Origin of the sequence: Mycolicibacterium pyrenivorans (assembly GCF_025821625.1) — a bacterium.
GTDB lineage: Bacteria > Actinomycetota > Actinomycetes > Mycobacteriales > Mycobacteriaceae > Mycobacterium > Mycobacterium pyrenivorans.
This window is the reverse complement of sequence record NZ_JACKSH010000244.1, coordinates 1-15,441: the sequence shown is the minus strand read 5'-3', so window position 1 is coordinate 15,441 and position 15,441 is coordinate 1. Positions and strand designations below refer to the sequence as shown.

At 66.9% G+C, this 15,441-nt stretch carries 15 protein-coding genes, 1 tRNA gene and 2 pseudogenes; 6 read left to right on the top strand and 12 right to left on the bottom strand.

The window, feature by feature from the left end; genetic code table 11:
- Nucleotides 1-1,012: 1,012 nt before the first annotated feature.
- A complete protein-coding gene (locus tag H7I57_RS26560) occupies nucleotides 1,013-1,438 on the bottom strand; it encodes a hypothetical protein (RefSeq protein ID WP_264027264.1) in 426 nt (141 codons plus the stop codon).
- Between the two features lie 65 nt (nucleotides 1,439-1,503).
- Here H7I57_RS26560 and H7I57_RS26555 point away from each other — a divergent pair, with 65 nt between their 5' ends.
- A complete protein-coding gene (locus H7I57_RS26555; protein ID WP_264027262.1) occupies nucleotides 1,504-1,743 on the top strand; it encodes a hypothetical protein in 240 nt (79 codons plus the stop codon).
- Between the two features lie 334 nt (nucleotides 1,744-2,077).
- The gene (locus tag H7I57_RS26550; RefSeq protein ID WP_264027261.1) at nucleotides 2,078-2,890 is read left to right on the top strand and encodes an ESX secretion-associated protein EspG; all 813 of its coding nucleotides are present in this window, start codon (nucleotides 2,078-2,080) and stop codon (nucleotides 2,888-2,890) included.
- Between the two features lie 44 nt (nucleotides 2,891-2,934).
- Here the strand turns inward: H7I57_RS26550 and H7I57_RS34070 are convergent.
- The 9 genes and pseudogenes from H7I57_RS34070 to ponA2 all read right to left on the bottom strand — a co-directional run.
- Nucleotides 2,935-3,075 (bottom strand): annotated as a pseudogene (locus H7I57_RS34070) (9-bladed beta-propeller domain-containing protein); the annotation flags it as partial.
- Nucleotides 3,076-3,124: 49 nt separating this feature from the next.
- Nucleotides 3,125-3,662: pseudogene (locus H7I57_RS34065) on the bottom strand (9-bladed beta-propeller domain-containing protein).
- Complete coding sequence (locus H7I57_RS26545) at nucleotides 3,550-4,152, bottom strand: hypothetical protein (RefSeq protein WP_264027260.1); 603 nt, start codon at nucleotides 4,150-4,152, stop codon at nucleotides 3,550-3,552. The pseudogene H7I57_RS34065 and the gene H7I57_RS26545 overlap by 113 nt, the downstream one beginning before the upstream one ends.
- A 125-nt stretch (nucleotides 4,153-4,277) precedes the next feature.
- Nucleotides 4,278-5,624, bottom strand: a complete 1,347-nt coding sequence (locus H7I57_RS26540; protein ID WP_264027259.1) for a hypothetical protein — start codon at nucleotides 5,622-5,624, stop codon at nucleotides 4,278-4,280.
- 3 nt (nucleotides 5,625-5,627) lie between these two features.
- The gene (locus H7I57_RS26535) at nucleotides 5,628-5,912 is read right to left on the bottom strand and encodes a type VII secretion target (protein WP_264027258.1); all 285 of its coding nucleotides are present in this window, start codon (nucleotides 5,910-5,912) and stop codon (nucleotides 5,628-5,630) included.
- Between the two features lie 126 nt (nucleotides 5,913-6,038).
- Nucleotides 6,039-6,112 (bottom strand) — tRNA-Pro (locus H7I57_RS26530).
- Nucleotides 6,113-6,355: 243 nt separating this feature from the next.
- Nucleotides 6,356-7,462, bottom strand: a complete 1,107-nt coding sequence (gene cds1 / locus H7I57_RS26525; RefSeq protein ID WP_264027257.1) for an L-cysteine desulfhydrase Cds1 — start codon at nucleotides 7,460-7,462, stop codon at nucleotides 6,356-6,358.
- Nucleotides 7,459-8,433, bottom strand: a complete 975-nt coding sequence (locus H7I57_RS26520; protein WP_264027256.1) for a metallophosphoesterase — start codon at nucleotides 8,431-8,433, stop codon at nucleotides 7,459-7,461. The genes cds1 and H7I57_RS26520 overlap by 4 nt, the downstream gene beginning before the upstream one ends.
- Nucleotides 8,434-8,492: 59 nt before the next feature.
- On the bottom strand, nucleotides 8,493-10,955 hold the full coding sequence (gene ponA2 / locus H7I57_RS26515) for a transglycosylase/D,D-transpeptidase PonA2 (protein WP_275081754.1): 2,463 nt from the start codon (nucleotides 10,953-10,955) through the stop codon (nucleotides 8,493-8,495).
- Between the two features lie 296 nt (nucleotides 10,956-11,251).
- On the opposite strand from ponA2, the gene H7I57_RS26510 reads away from it, so the two are divergent.
- Nucleotides 11,252-11,608 carry a WhiB family transcriptional regulator gene (locus tag H7I57_RS26510; RefSeq protein ID WP_308204405.1) on the top strand — a complete coding sequence of 119 codons (357 nt, stop codon included), beginning with the start codon at nucleotides 11,252-11,254 and terminating at the stop codon, nucleotides 11,606-11,608.
- 56 nt (nucleotides 11,609-11,664) lie between these two features.
- Here H7I57_RS26510 and bagB read toward each other — a convergent pair whose 3' ends face one another.
- Entirely contained in the window at nucleotides 11,665-12,795 is a 1,131-nt protein-coding gene (gene bagB, locus H7I57_RS26505) for an ArsA family ATPase (RefSeq protein WP_264027254.1), read from the bottom strand.
- A 45-nt stretch (nucleotides 12,796-12,840) separates the two neighbouring features.
- On the bottom strand, nucleotides 12,841-13,884 hold the full coding sequence (gene bagA / locus H7I57_RS26500; protein ID WP_308204404.1) for an ATPase BagA: 1,044 nt from the start codon (nucleotides 13,882-13,884) through the stop codon (nucleotides 12,841-12,843).
- Between the two features lie 48 nt (nucleotides 13,885-13,932).
- Here bagA and sp36 point away from each other — a divergent pair, with 48 nt between their 5' ends.
- From sp36 to H7I57_RS26485, 3 genes are read left to right on the top strand one after another with little or no spacing between them, the layout of a single operon-like run.
- Nucleotides 13,933-14,094 carry a Sp36 family protein gene (sp36, locus tag H7I57_RS26495; RefSeq protein WP_094288127.1) on the top strand — a complete coding sequence of 54 codons (162 nt, stop codon included), beginning with the start codon at nucleotides 13,933-13,935 and terminating at the stop codon, nucleotides 14,092-14,094.
- Nucleotides 14,091-14,549 carry a RidA family protein gene (locus tag H7I57_RS26490; RefSeq protein WP_264027252.1) on the top strand — a complete coding sequence of 153 codons (459 nt, stop codon included), beginning with the start codon at nucleotides 14,091-14,093 and terminating at the stop codon, nucleotides 14,547-14,549. Before sp36 ends, H7I57_RS26490 begins: the two co-directional genes overlap by 4 nt.
- Nucleotides 14,550-14,559: 10 nt before the next feature.
- A complete protein-coding gene (locus H7I57_RS26485) occupies nucleotides 14,560-15,342 on the top strand; it encodes an MBL fold metallo-hydrolase (RefSeq protein ID WP_264027265.1) in 783 nt (260 codons plus the stop codon).
- The last annotated feature ends 99 nt before the right edge of the window (nucleotides 15,343-15,441 follow it).

Below are 15,441 nucleotides of genomic sequence, written 5' to 3'. Positions count from 1 at the left end.
TCGGTGATCGATGTGCGTTGTGGTAACCCACACCGATACCGGAGGTCCTCACCTACATTCTGCTAGCCACGCCGTTCACAACCTGTCTGGGAGTTACAGCTAGGGCGCTGCTCCTCCCCGCGGATCGAAGGACTCGGACCGAGGGCGGATGTCGAGGTGGTCATATCTACGTATTTACTACGTAGGTACGGAGATGTCGAGGAGCGCTCGAACGAAGCTCGACCAGACGGTCTCGGGACGGCTGCGGACCGAGTAGCAAGAAGGCCCCGACCTGGATAACCAGTCAGGGCCTCTCACCTGCGATCACACGAGTCGGGGTGGCGGGATTCGAACCCACGACCTCTTCGTCCCGAACCACGACACCAGCGCGTTTGATTGAGTTGAGTGTTGGTCGAACGGCATTCGCCCGGCTTGGTCGGAGACCGCCGACTGAGTGCCGGCGGAAAAGTTGTCGCAGCCTGCCGTTGGGCGGTTGCTGGCCCTGTCACGAACAGGTGGCCAAGAGTGGAGACGGAAGGCGAAGGTCTTTGCGTGCGTTGAACGACTCGCCTGACTTGTCTGTCCCTACGTATCCGAATAGTGCGGGCGCGTCGGAGGATCTACGAATTGAGGCCACGTTGGGTTACGCAATCGGCTGGGACGGCCACACGGTCACACTTCCGCCGGTGGGCGATTCGACTGATGACGGACTGTCGTTCACGACCTGGGATGACGCGTATCTGCGGTTCGCGCGCTACGCAGCGGACACGTTTAACGCGGGCCCCGAAGGTCAGACTCTGATTCCAGCCTCGGTGGTGCTCATTCCCCGCCCGGATAACGAGCACGACCCGCACGCTGTGTCGATTGCCAGGCCGCGATCTACGGGAGTCGACGACCGCCACATGGGTTTTCTCTACCGCCGGCTCGTGTCCTACCGTTCCCGACAACGCGATCCCACTTCTGGCTGAAATGTCTGCTGGTGAGGTCAATTGCACCGTCATCATCGAGCGCGACGAAGCGGATTATGGACTAACTAACGGGTGCTGACCGGGTCGCCGCGACGTTTACTCTCCAGTCGGTGCCAGGTCCACCAGAACAGCAGCGCGGCGGCCACCGAACCGGCGGCGGCCAGCCACTGCGAACCCAGAAACAGATGCCACTCTGCGGGCTCGTCGTTCAGATGGGCTGACGCCCCACGCAGCACCTGCACCACACCCAGGGCCAGGCTCGCCAACCCGGCGGCGCCGACGAGCACGACGAACACCGTACGGAGTGTGTAGCGCGTGGCAGATGGCGAGATCACCGCGCGGATCCGGCCGGTGCGGGCCAGGAAGTGCGACGCGGCGCAGGCCACGATGAGCGCCACCGCGTCGGCAGCCAGGGTGTCCGAGAGCCGGTGGGCCTTGATGATGACGGTGTAGGCGCCGATGCCCACCGCCCAGGTGAGCGTGAAGAACATGGCCCACACCGCGGAACCGGTGCGGCATCACGATCAGCGTTGCGAACAGCAGCGACATCGCCGCCGTGGTGTGCCCGCTGGGCAGCGTGTTGTCGGCGAACGTGCCGTTGATCGCGACCAGTTCGGGGCGCGACAGCACGTGGTATTTCAGCACTTGGGTGGCGGCCTGCCCGCCGAGGATCACCCCCACCCCGGCCACCGCCAGCCACACCTGGCGGCGCAGCAGCCCGATCACTGCGACGATCATCGCCGCGGCCAGTTGCGAGGTCACCGTGATGGTGTGGAACTGGTCCAGCGCGGCCTGACGCAGGTCGGCGTCGACCTGGGTGGCGCCGCGCAATGCCGCGTCCTCGAACCGCTGGCCCGTCGTCGTGTGCACGGCCAGCAGGTAGACCACGGTGGCGAACAACAGCGCGGCGATCAGCACTGCCGTCCACCGGTGCCGGGCACGACGCAGCCGGTCGTGCCCGTCGAGCGCCACCCGCCTTTCGGTCCTCGTCACCGCCCCAAAGCTCCCATTCGTGCGTCCGTTTCCGGGAAAGGCTCGGACCGAACCCCCTGCGTTCGACTGAGCGTACTGGCCGTCTGTATCCCTCACCGTTTGTACGCAGCGAGCGTGGTCGCCCGCAGAATGGGTTTATGACGTATGGCCTGAGCTTCGCTGCGACGCCGGTGGACACCGTGGCCGTGGTCGACCTTGAGTCGGCGTGCGCACTGTTCGGCTGGGAAACGCTGCCCTATCCGATGGGGCGTAGCCGGCCCGTCGGGTCGGTGTGGCTTGCCAGCAGAGCCGGCGAGCCGATCGCTGATCGCCTCGCCGATGGGGACCTTCCCGGAGTTCGATCATGGGTGGAAGCCCTTGTGCGAAGCGACGTCTGCGTGGAATGCCGGGTGCACTCCCTCGGCGCGCACACGCTGGACTTGCGGCTGCACGCGCTGCGTGCGGGCGAGTCCGGGTTCGTTGCAGGGCAGACCCGCGAACAGGACGGTGTCGACGTCGTCGACATCTACTCGGTGGCGCCGGATGCGTTGGCGGCCGCGATTGCAGAATCGGTGGGACTGGTCGGCGCGGGTGCGCACCCGCGTATCGCGGTGGCCGGAGGTGGGAGCCGACTGCCGAAAACGCCGGAAACGCTGGAGGAATTCGATGACCTCGGATTTCCTGTTCGGCGTGCCGAGTCCGACGAAATGCCTGCCCGTGTCATCAACGGCAGCGAGGTCGTGGTGACCGGGACGGTGCAGACTCGTAACGAGCCGGCGCGGCAGTGGGGTACGGATCCGCAGCGTCGAATGCTGCAGTGGGTGCAGGTCAACGGTGACGGCGACTACATCTACGAGTTCGACGGCCACGCCGAGCCGATGAGCCGAGACATGCTGCGGGGGTTCATCGAGGGCTTCATCGCAGACGACATGGAGGTTGCGCGGGCGCGCCGCGGCTGGCCGACGCCGTAGACGCCGACGTCATCCACGGTGGCGACCAGGTACTGACCGACCTGCTTGACGTAAGGGCCACCCACATCGCGCTTCCACGTCAGGTCGGTGGCGCCGTCGTAGAGCAACGTGCCGGTGTAGGTATCGGTCACCCATGCATGATTGCGACGTTGCGCATCGGCGTCGTCGCGCAGGCACAACGCCATACTCGGCCTGTTCAGAAAGCACGCGGAGGCCATTATCGCTTCGGCATTCTCATGGGGACCCCAGCCAGACCGGCTCGAAGAGGCGGCTTCCGTCGGTCACGTCGATGCCGAAAACCCGCCATTCTCGAGCGGAGTTCGCCAGAAAGATGCCTCGGTTTTTGGTTACCGATCAGGGAGTAGCGGATTCCCGCACCTGGTCTCATCCCCAAGTCAACGGCGTTGTGTGTCCAGCCCGGCACCGGCTTGCGTCTCAGTGGAATGTCCAGCAGGAACTGTTGGGGCAGGCCGAGTTCCGTCGCGGGCGGGCCGGAGTCGTTGGAGGTGGGCGGGGGCGGTTCACCGCGAACCGGGCGACCGTCGGTGACGCATCCCGTGATTGTCGGTAGCGCAATCACGACAAGCGCTGCCAATGCCGCCCGGACTCGGCGACCTCGAATCCGACGCGGCCTGCCAGAAACAATTGCTCTGCCAATGTCATTCGACGGTGAACTTCTCGTTCTCGAGACGCTGCAGGCCGCGGCCGTCGACGAGCTCGTCGCGGTATTCGGGGTGCTGCCAATAGAACCGCACCCACTCGCGAAGGGCATCGCTGTTGCCGGTGACACAATCTGAGAGGAGCGTGGCGCTTCTGCCCTCGGGCAGCACCAGCACGATCAGTTCTCGGCCGCGGAGTTTGCGACGCACCGGGTGGTCCAGAATCTGCTCGATGTCCTCCCAGTTGGCGCGCCGGAATGCCAGCCACGGCCCGTTCCACACTTCGCAGCTGTCCGGGGTCAAGCGCAGATAGCAGTCGCCGCCGTGAGCGATCATGCGCCACAGCGTTGCAACGCCTGTCACCAGGACGAAGACCACCATCCAGGGCGTGGAAGACCGATAGGTAGGTATGTCGACATAACCGAATGGCGCGAAAGCGACATAGAGTGCGGCTGCGAGTACGGCTGCGCCGATCCAGATCAGGGACAGTGCATCAAAGAGCTTCCTCGGTCGAATGGTGGTTCCGACTGAGTTGAAATGGCCCCTCGGGTCCGCCATCCACCGCATGACCGCCCACTGGGCCGAAAAGCCGAAGGCGCTCATGGCGAATATTGAAGCGATTGCTCCTGAGAGGCCGTTTCCGTCAAAGGTTTCCGCGACGCCCCACCAGAGAAAGAAGATTCCGCACGCAGGGAGGAAGCCGAATGCGGCTACGTTGCTGACCAGTCTCATCGCGAGCAGAACTGATTCCCCAGGAAGGTGCCGAGAGCCCCAACACCTTGAGAGCCGGCTGCGGAGATGAATCCGGCACCAATCCATCCCACTCCGGGAAACGCTAAAGGCGCGAAACCACCTGCGACAGATCCGACACCGGTGTAGGTGTCAACGCATCGCTCGAAAGCACTTTGCGCGCCGGCGACATTGAACAACATCTCGGCGACCCCGACGGCAGGGCCGGCGAACTTCGCTCCTACGCCGACATTCTCGAGTGCCTCCGCGCTCAATCGCGGAACTGCCCCACCCTGTTCGATGTATCGCTCCAAACCGGTGAGAGCACCGCCCGCGATGACTGTAGGGGGGTTACTGAGAATCTCAATCGGTATGTCGCCTTCCCGCCCATCGGGTGTGTACACCTTGGCTTCGGTCCTGCCGTTCGGCCACTGATGGGTCTCCAAGAGCGTGCCGTCTGCGAGCCGTGTACTAGTCGTTGTGGCGCCTCGGAGCGAATGGGTCGTCGAGTCCTTCCACGTGACAGTGCTGGTCTGCGACAAGAAGTTCCCATCTTTGTCGTAGTGGGTGACGCGCAGGGTAGGGCCACGATCCCACTGGTATTCGTGGTCCTCGGTCACCACTTGCTTGCTGCCGTCTTGCATGGTGTGCGTTGTGGTGGTGATGTCACCGTCGACTTCCACCTCCGTATCCCTGATCGTTTGCGACATGTCGATGTCACGCAGCATGGCCTGCTGCAACAGTCCGGTCGCCGCGGCCGGGCTGGGCACATCGTCACTGGGCCTTGGCATTCCGGGAAGCAGGTTGTCCAGTCCGGTGGGGTCGGGCGCTTCGAACCCGTGCGGCTTGGCGGCGGCGGTCACTGCGGAGGCGGTGTCGTCGTCGGCGGCGCCCACCGCGAGCAAGAGACCGTTGACGGTGATCTGTTCGGCTTGCGCGCGCCGCTCCAGCGCCGCCGCCTGTTCGGCGGTCATCGGGGCGCCGGTGATCAGAACCACCCACTGATCGCTGACGTGCAACTGACCGCTCATGTCGATCTCGTCGGCCTTGTTCAGCAATGCTGTCCGCGCTTCGCCGATGGTGCCGGAGCCGCTCCGGAAGGCCGCCCCGACGGCCTTGGTGTACGCCGCCAATGCGCTCGCCGCCCCCGCGGCACGGCCGAACATCTTGGAGGCCGCGGCGTGCGCGTCACCGGACCACGCTCTGGTCTCGGGCATGGTGTCGATGTTGTTGCTCATCGTGGTGACGGCACCGACGACAGCTCGGCCGCTGTCCTTGACCGCTTGTCCGGTGACGGCCAGCGAATCGGGATTCCAGCGCTCCAACCGGGAACGAGACGGCAACACGGATCAGAAGATTCCCTCGAAGCTGCCGGCGAGTTCGTCGTCGGTCACCTCGTAGCTGTTGCCCGCCCCGCGCACTGCGGTGCCCATGTCGCCGACCTGGGTGGCGATGTGGTCGGCGATCTCCTTGACGTGGGCGCCGACGAGTCGCGCCGCCCACTGGGTGGTCGATCCGTCCAGGCCGTCGGCCGCGGCGGCCACCTTGGTCCCGACGTCGGCCTCGCGGATCAGCGCCGCGGCGTTGTCGACCTGCCCGGCGAACGCGCGCAGAATCTCCGGGTCGACTTCCATGGCGGTCAGATTAATGCAGCCACAGGGGGCGGCTGCGCACCAATTTCGACCGCTCGGGCGGACTGGACAGCAAGAAGGCCCCGACCTGGATAACCGGTCAGGGCCTCTCAGCTGCACCAACACGAGTCGGGGTGGCGGGATTCGAACCCACGACCTCTTCGTCCCGAACGAAGCACGCTACCAAGCTGCGCCACACCCCGCGTGAAGCCACGACAGCGTATCGCACCGCCCAGGGTTGAAGCCAAACGCGTATTGCCGCCGCGACACGCCGAGGGATGGATCTGGGTTGTCGGTGGCGTTATGCACACTGACTGACATATACCGACCGAAACGAGGCGTGACATGACGGGGCTGGGCGCATCGATCTACCTGGGCTTCTTCGCGCTGGCTGCACTCTGGTTGTTCCTGACCTCCGACGGTCCGCTGACCCGCGGCACCGAGGATCAGGGCCAGCATCCGGATCGCTCGAATTCCGACAGCGCCTCGGCCGGCCCGGAGGGGTCGAGTCCGTGGCTGGTGAGCCATTCGTCGCAGAAGTAGGTGTCGGCATAGCGGTCGCCGCTGTCGGCGAGCAGAGTGACCACCGACCCCCGGCGACCCTCGGCCACCATCTCGGCCAGCAGGGCGAACGCACCCCAGATGTTGGTTCCCGTCGACGGTCCGACGCGGCGCCCCAGTACCCGACTCACGTGATAGGCGGCGGCCACCGACGCCCCGTCCGGCACCGAGATCATCCGGTCCACGACGTCGGGCAGGAACGACGGCTCGACGCGGGGCCGCCCGATGCCCTCGATGCGCGATGACGCACGCATGACGACGTCGGCGTCGCCGCGCGCGTAGGACGGGAAGAACGCGGAGTTCTCCGGGTCCACCACGCACAACCGGGTCGCGTGGCGGCGATACCGGATGTAGCGGCCGATCGTGGCGCTCGTGCCGCCGGTGCCCGCGCCCACCACTATCCACTCCGGTATCGGATACGTCTCGTCACCCAACTGATCGAAGATCGACTCGGCGATGTTGTTGTTCCCCCGCCAGTCGGTGGCCCGCTCGGCGTTGGTGAACTGATCGAGGTAGTGCCCGCCCGTCTCCTCGGCGAGCCGTTGCGCCTCGTCGTACACCTGCCCCGACTCGGCGACGAAATGGCAACGGCCACCTTGGGATTCGATCAGCGCGATCTTCGACGCGCTCGTCGACGCCGGCATCACCGCGATGAACGGCAGCTCGAGCATCGCCGCGAAGTACGCCTCGGACACCGCCGTGGAACCCGACGACGCCTCGATGACGGTGGTGTTCTCACAGATCCATCCGTTGCACAGCGCGTACAGGAACAGCGAGCGCGCCAGCCGGTGCTTGAGGCTGCCGGTGATGTGGGTGGTCTCGTCCTTGAGGTAGAGCGCCACGTCGGCGTCCTTGGACCAACTCGACGGGAGCGGGTAGCGCAGCAGGTGGGTGTCAGCGCTGCGCCTGGTGTCGGCCTCGATCAACCGCACCGCATTGTCCACCCACGAACGTGACTGGCTGCGGCAGACGGATAGGGCCGACGCGCTCACCGCGCCGAAACGGTCGGATGCGACTGTCCCGCCCGGACCGCGGCGTCGGCACCGCCGGTCGGAGCCGCCACCAGCGTCAGCATCGTCGCCTCCGGGCGGCAGCAGAACCGCAGCGGGGCGAAGGGGGAGGTGCCGATGCCCGCCGACACGTGCAGTTGGGTGCGGGAGCCCCACCGGGACGGGCCCTTGACCCGCGACCGGTCGAGCTCGCAGTTGGTGACGATCGCGCCGTAGAACGGCACGCACAGTTGTCCGCCGTGGGTGTGGCCCGCCATCACGAGCTGGTAGCCGTCGGCGGCGAAGCGGTCCAGCACACGCGGCTCAGGGGAGTGGGTCAGCCCCAGCGTGAGGTTGGCGGTCGGGTTCGCCGGTCCCGCGATGGTCGTGTAGCGGTCCCGCGACAGGTGCGGGTCATCGACGCCGGCCGCGGCGATGTAGAGGCCGGCCACCTCGAACTCGCGCTTCGTATGCGTCATGTCCAACCAGCCGCGTTCGGTGAACGCCGCGCGCAGGTCCTGCCACGGCAGCGGCTCCCCGTGGATCCGGTGGGTCGGCTTGGTCAGATAGTTCGCCGGGTTCTTCAGCTTCGGCGCGAAGTAGTCGTTGCTGCCGAACACGAACACGCCGGGAACCGACAGCAGGTCGCCCAGCGCCTGCACCACAGCGGGCACCGCCTTCGGGTGCGCCAGGTTGTCGCCGGTGTTGACCACGAGATCGGGTTCCCAGCCGGCCAGGTCGCGCAGCCACGCCTGCTTGCGTCGCTGGCCGGGCCGCATGTGGATGTCGCTGATGTGCAGGACCTTCAGCGGCGACGAGCCGGGCGACAGCACGGGCATCGTCGCCTCACGGACGACGAACGCGTTGCGCTCGATCAGCGAGGCGTATCCGACCCCCGCCACGAGAGTGCCGACGGAGGCGGCGGCGGCGGTCTTCAGGATGGACCCGGATGAACCAGAGGGCACGGCAGCCATGCACGCAGCCTACTGCCACCGGCTGTGCGCCACCGACTGTCGCCGCGCCGAGCGCCCGATCACGGGGGCGGCGGCGGAGCAGGCGGAGGGCCGAGCACCGGGACGGTGATCGGAGGCAGTCCAGGAATCTCGATGACCGTCTGCCCCACCGGCGGCGGTGGCAGGCCCGGTGGCGCATTGGGCGGCGGCGGTGGCGGGGCAGGCGCGATCCCGTTGGAGATCTGGATCGTGATGATCGAGCCGGGCACCGTCTGGCCACTCGGCGACGTCCCGACGACCGTGCCGTAGCGGGAGGCGCTGTTCACCGGCGTGGCCTGATCAGCGACCTGGAAGCCGGCCTCACGCAACCGCTGGCGTGCGGTGTCCTGGGTCAGACCGGCGACACTGGGCACCCGGCCACCCGGGGCGCCGTCGACGTACCGCGGATCGGTCGGCGGCAGTGTGACCTCGCCGAAGTTGGTCGCGATCGGCATCATCGCCGTGAACCATGTCCGGGCGGGCTCGTTACCGCCGAACAGGTTGCCCGAGCCGCACTGGCGCAGCGGGAAGGAGCACAACTCGCTGGGGTTGGTGGAATCGTCATAGATGTAGTTGGCCGCGGCGAGCTGATTGGTGAAACCGAGGAACGCCGAGGAGCGGTTGGCCTCCGTGGTACCGGTCTTGCCCGCCATCGGCAGGTTCCACCCGACCGAACCTGCCGCACCGGCCGCGGTACCGGCGCCGGTGTCGTCCTTGCTCATCGCGTTGGCCAGGGTGTTGGCAAGTCCCTCCGGCACCGCCTGCTCGCAGGTGTCGGTGGTGACCGAAACCTCCTCGCCGTTGCGGTCGAAGACCTTGTCGATCGGGTTGGGTGGGCACCACATGCCGCCGGAGGCCAGCGTCGCCGCCACGTTGGACAGTTCCAGGGCATTGACCTCGATCGGCCCCAGCGTGAAGGACCCGAGATTCTGGCGCTTCACGAAGTCGGCCAGGCTCTCGTTGCTCTCGGGGTCGTAGTCACGCGCCGTGCCGGGCAGCGCGTAGGACCGCAGCCCCAGCCGCACCGCCATGTCAACGGTGCGCTGCACCCCGACCTGGGCGATCAGCTTCGCGAACGCGGTGTTCGGCGAGGTGGCCAGCGCGTCGGTGACGTTCATCGAGCCGCGGTAGTTTCCCGCGTTCTGCACACACCACGTCGCGGGCGGGCAGCCGCGCGCCCCGCCGCTGCCAAGGCCCTTGGCCTCGAACCGCGACGGTGCGTCGAGCTGGGCGTTGATCCCCATTCCCATCTCCAACGCGGCGGCCGTGGTGAAGATCTTGAACACCGATCCGGCCCCGTTGCCGACCAACGAGAACGGCTGCGGCTGCATCGTCTCCCCGGCGTCGAGGTTCAGGCCGTAGGTGCGGTTGCTCGCCATCGCGAGCACCGGGTGGGACTCCTTGCCCGGCCGGATCACGCTCATCACGCTGGCGACACCGTCGAGGTCGGGGCTCGCGAAGTTGTCGATGGCCGATTTCACCGTCGCCTGCACGTCGGGATCCAGGGTCGTCTTGATCAGGTAGCCGCCCTTGGCGACCTGGTCCTTGCTGATCCCGGCGCGGGCGAGGTAGTCCAGCGCGTAGTCGCAGAAGAACGCGCGGTCACCGGCCGCGATGCAGCCGCGGGGCAGCTCCTTGGGTTGCGGCAGGATCCCCAGCGGCTGCTGCTTGGCTTCCTGCAGCTCGGCCGAATACTCGGGCAGGTTCTCGATCATGGTGTCCAGCACCACGTTCCGCCGCGCCAACGAGGCGTCGGGATTGGTGTAGGGATCCAGCGTGCTCGTCGACTGCACCATGCCTGCCAGCAGCGCGGCCTGCTGCCAGTTCAGCTCGGAGGCGTTGACGCCGAAATAGGTCTGTGCCGCGTCCTGGACCCCGAAGGCGCCGTTGCCGAACGACACCAGGTTCAGGTAGCGGGTCAGGATCTCCGGTTTGGTGAACGTCTTGTCCAGCGTCAGCGCCATCCGGATCTCGCGCAGCTTGCGCGCGGGAGTGGTCTCGATGGCCGCCCGCTTCTCGGCGTCGGTCTGGGCGATGACCAGCAGCTGGTAGTTCTTGACGTACTGCTGCTCGATGGTGGAGCCGCCGCGGGTGTCCAGGTTGCCCGACAGGTATCCCGACAGACCGGTCAGGGTGCCCTGCCAATCCACCCCGTTGTGGTCGGCAAACCTCTTGTCCTCGATCGAGACGATCGCCAGCTTCATCGTGTTGGCGATCTGATCGCTGGGCACCTCGAAACGCCGCTGGCTGTACAGCCACGCCAGGATGTTGCCCTTGGAGTCGACCATCGTCGACACCTGCGGCACCTCGCCCTCGACGAGCTGCGCCGAACCGTTGGCGACGACGTCGGAGGCGCGGTTGGACATCAGCCCGAACCCGCCGACGACCGGGAACATCAGGGCGGCGGCCACCACGCTGGCCAACAGGCAGCACCAGGCGAGCTTGATGACCGTCACCATCCGCGGAGCCTGGGTCGGCGGTTGAGTCGGTGGGTCCTCCGGCATGCGTACAGACTAGCGACGACTCTGCGCGCGGAATCCGTAGAGCGGTCCAGATCCACTCGCGTCAGCCCATGTCAAGTGCCGAGCTCCGGCACTGTACCGGGCTGACGGCACGGTCGTCCCAAAAAAGTGGTCACGAACGTATTGCGCAGAACGGCCCTGACCACCTAAGTTGAGCACACAGTGCGATACAGGTCACACCTGCTACTCGCAGTGTGGCGCAGATCGCACTTGCGATTGACGCCGGTGTAAGAGATGTCTGCGTTGTCGGGGCGCGGCCAGAACGAAGGGGATCGCTGGTGTCCGGTATCAAGCCCGCCGCATGCAAGACCACCGTGAATCCGACCGCCACCTCCATTGTGCACGGCAAGGAGGCCGAGGCCCGGATTGCCTGGGTTTCGCAGGCCCGGTGTCGCCAGGCCGACCCTGACGAACTGTTCGTCCGCGGCGCGGCGCAGCGCAAGGCCGCGGTGATCTGCAGGCACTGCCCCGTCATCGCCGAGTGTGGCGCCGACGCGCTGGACAACCGCGTGGAGTTCGGCGTCTGGGGCGGCATGACCGAACGCCAGCGGCGCGCGCTGCTCAAGCAGCACCCCGAAGTGGTCTCCTGGGCCGAGTTCTTTGCTGCTCAGCGCAAGCACCGCACCGCCGGCTAATCCGGTCCGCGGCCGGCGCCGCTACGCCGCTCCGGTCTGATTCGCGGCTACACCCGCTAGGCCGCGGGAGCCTCGCCGGTGATCTGATCGGCGATGGCCCGCAGCGCCTCGAGATCCGACACGTCGAACGGCAGTGACGGCACCCCCACGACCGCCACGTGCGGGTTCGCGCCGGTGAATCGAGAAAGCAACCGCACCTCCCGCTTGGCGGTGGATGCACGCTCGGCGTGGATGCGCAGCGCGGCCACCGTAAGTGCGTCCGGATCCGTCTTGGCCAACTCGTCGGCCGCTTCCGCCGCCTTGTCCGCGTGCAGCGAGCACAGGGTGGGATGGGTCCGGTTGAGGATCAGCCCGGCCAACGGCATGTGTTCGGTGGACAGTCGCTCGACGAAGAACGACGCCTCGCGCAACGCGTCGGGTTCGGCCGCCGACACCACCACGAACTGGGTGCCGCGCCGCTTGAGCAACTCGTAGGTTCGGTCCGCCTTCTCCCTGAATCCACCGAACGTCGCATCGAGGGACTGCACGAAACCGGCCGCGTCGGAGAGCATCTGCGAACCCAGGATCGTCGACATGCCCTTCATCGCCAGGCCGACCGCGCCGGTGACCAGTCGGCCGATGCCGCGGCCGGGGGCCAGCAGTAACCGCCACAACCGGCTGTCCATGAAGCTGCCAAGCCGCTTCGGCGCGTCCAGGAAGTCCAGCGCGTTGCGCGACGGCGGGGTGTCCACCACGATCAGGTCCCACTTGTCTTCTGCCAGAAGCTGTCCCAGCTTCTCCATCGCCATGTACTCCTGCGTACCGGCGAGCGAGGTGGCTACCGTCTGATAGAACTGGTTGTCCAGAATGGTGTCCGCGGTCCCGGCTCCGGAGTACTGAATCACCATCTCGTCGAAGGTGCGGCGCATGTCGAGCATCATCGCGAACAGCTGCCCGGTCACCTCGGGGGCCAGCGGAACCCGCTGCGGATTGTTCCCCAGATCCCTGATCCCCAACGCCTGAGCCAGCCGCTTGGCCGGGTCGATGGTCAGCACGACGACGGTGCGGCCGTACTCGGCGGCGCGCAGCGCCATCGCCGCGGCGGTCGTGGTCTTGCCGACGCCGCCCGCACCGCAGCAGACGACCACCCGGTTCGACGTGTCTCGCAGTATCGAGGCCATGTCCAGGGCCGGCGGGGTGTGGCTCATCGTGCCCATCTTCTCTTCGCGCAAGCGCTCATCGACATCCTCCGGTTACCGCACGCCCTGCTGGGCGAGCACTTCAGCCAATTCGTACAGACTTCCCAGATCGACCCCGTCGGGCAGCGACGGCAGTTCGAGGCGGGCGACGTCGATCTCGACGAGTTGCTCGGCGCTCTCCGCGCGGGCCGCGATGCGGGTCGCGTGCTGGATCGTCTCGGTGAGGAGGCCGGCGAAATCGGGGTCCGACAGCGTGATTCCCACGCCGGCCAGGGCGGCGCGCACCGCGTCGGCGTCGATGTCGCCCTCGGCCGCCTTCGCGAGGTCATCGGGCGCCAGGTAGGCCGGGATGTTGCGGTTGACGATCACGCTGCCGATCGGCAACTCCATCCGCCGCAACTCGTCGATGGCCTCGATCGTCTCCTGGATCGGCAGCGCCTCCAGCAGGGTGACCAGATGGATGGTCGTCAGGTCCGAGTGCAGAAGCTTGACCACGCCCTCGGCCTGGGAGTGCACCGGCCCGCCCTTGGCGAGGTCGGAGACCGCCTTGGTGACATCGAGGAACCGGGCGATCCGACCGGTGGGCGGTGCGTCGACCACGACGGCGTCGTAGGCGGTCTGCCTGCTTTTGGCATCCGTCTTGTCGGACCGGACGACGATCTCCTTGATCTTGCCGGTGAGCAGCACGTCCCGAAGCCCGGGAGCGATCGTCGTCGCGAACTCCACGGCACCGATCCGGCGCATCGCCCGGCCGGCCATCCCCAGGTTGTAGAACATGTCGAGGTACTCGAGGAACGCCGCCTCGGTGTCGATCGCCAACGCGTTGACCAGCCCGCCGTCCTCGGCGGTCGCGATCTTGACCTCCTCGTAGGGCAGCGGCGGCACATCGAAGAGCTGCGCAATGCCCTGGCGCCCTTCGACTTCCACCAGCAGGACCTTGCGGCCGCCTGCGGCCAGCGCCAGCGCCAGTGACGCCGCGACCGTGGACTTGCCGGTGCCGCCTTTGCCGGTGACGAAGTGGAGGCGCGCCTTGGTCAGGCGAGACGGCCAGCCGACCGGCTTGGGACCATTCGTTGTCCCGTTTGATGTGGTAGCCACCAGTGCATGCTAGCCATAGCGGGTTCGCCGCCGGATAAGCTCAGCCGCATGACCGAATCGACCCGCTGGGAGTACGCCACCGTCCCACTGCTGACCCACGCCACCAAACAGATCCTCGACCAGTGGGGCGAGGACGGCTGGGAGCTGGTGTCGGTGCTGCCCGGTCCCACCGGCGAGCAGCACGTCGCGTACCTGAAACGGCCGAAGTGACGGACTGGTCGAAACGTCTGACCGACCTGGGCATCGAACTGCCCGAGGTCGTCGCACCGCTGGCGGCCTACGTGCCCGCGGCGCGCACCGGCAACCTCGTCTACACCTCGGGACAGCTACCCATCACCGCAGGGAAACTGCCGGTGACCGGCAAAGTCGGGTCCGAGGTGACGGCGGAGGAGGCGAAGGGCCTGGCCCGCCAGTGCGCGCTGAACGCGCTGGCCGCCGTCGACTCCCTGGTCGGCATCGACTCGGTGACGCGCGTGGTCAAGGTCGTCGGGTTCGTCGCCTCGGCACCCGGCTTCGTCGGCCAGCCTGGCGTGGTCAACGGCGCCTCGGAACTGTTCGGGGAGCTGTTCGGGGAGGCAGGCGCGCATGCCAGGTCGGCGGTCGGAGTGTCCGAACTGCCGTTGAACGCCCCCGTCGAGGTCGAGATCGTCGTCGAGGTCGAGTGAGGTGAACCGGCTGGAGCATCCCGCCTACGGTCTGCTGCGGCCGGTCACCGAGACCGCCTCCGTCCTGCTGTGCGACAACCCGGGGCTGATGACGCTCGACGGCACCAACACCTGGGTGCTGACGGGCCCGGGCAGCGACGAGATGGTGATCGTCGACCCCGGTCCCGACGGCTCGGGCGCTGCCGACGAGCACATCGAGCGCCTCGCCGCGCTCGGACCGATCCCGCTGGTACTGATCAGCCACCGCCATACCGACCACACCGGGGGGATCGACCGGATCGTGGAGCTCACCGGGGCCGTCGTGCGGTCGGTGGGCAGCGGATTCCTGCGGGGCATGGGCGGACCACTCAACGACGGTGAGGTGATCGACGCCGCCGGCCTGCAGATCACCGTCATGGCCACCCCCGGCCACACCGCCGACTCGGTGTCCTTCCTGCTCGACGATGCCGTGCTGACCGCCGACACGATCCTGGGGCGCGGCACCACCGTGATCGACCGGGAGGACGGCGACCTCGGCGACTACCTGGAGTCGCTGCGCCGACTCCAGGGATTGGGGCATCGCACGGTGCTGCCCGGGCACGGACCCGAACTCGGCGACATCGCCGCGGTCAGCGAGACCTATCTCGCGCACCGTGAGGACCGCCTCGAACAGGTCCGGGCAGCGCTGCGAGATCTCGGAGAGGATGCCGGAAGCCGCGACGTGGTGGAGCACGTCTACACCGACGTCGACGAAAAGCTCTGGGACGCAGCCGAATCATCGGTCCAGGCCCAGTTGGACTATCTGCGCCGCTGAGTCGCCGGAATTGCATTCCAGCCAATGTGACCTTGCGGTCGCCCGTTCCGGGGTGAAAATGGGCTGGTGGTCGCCTTGCGACGCCGTGTCTGCATGGTT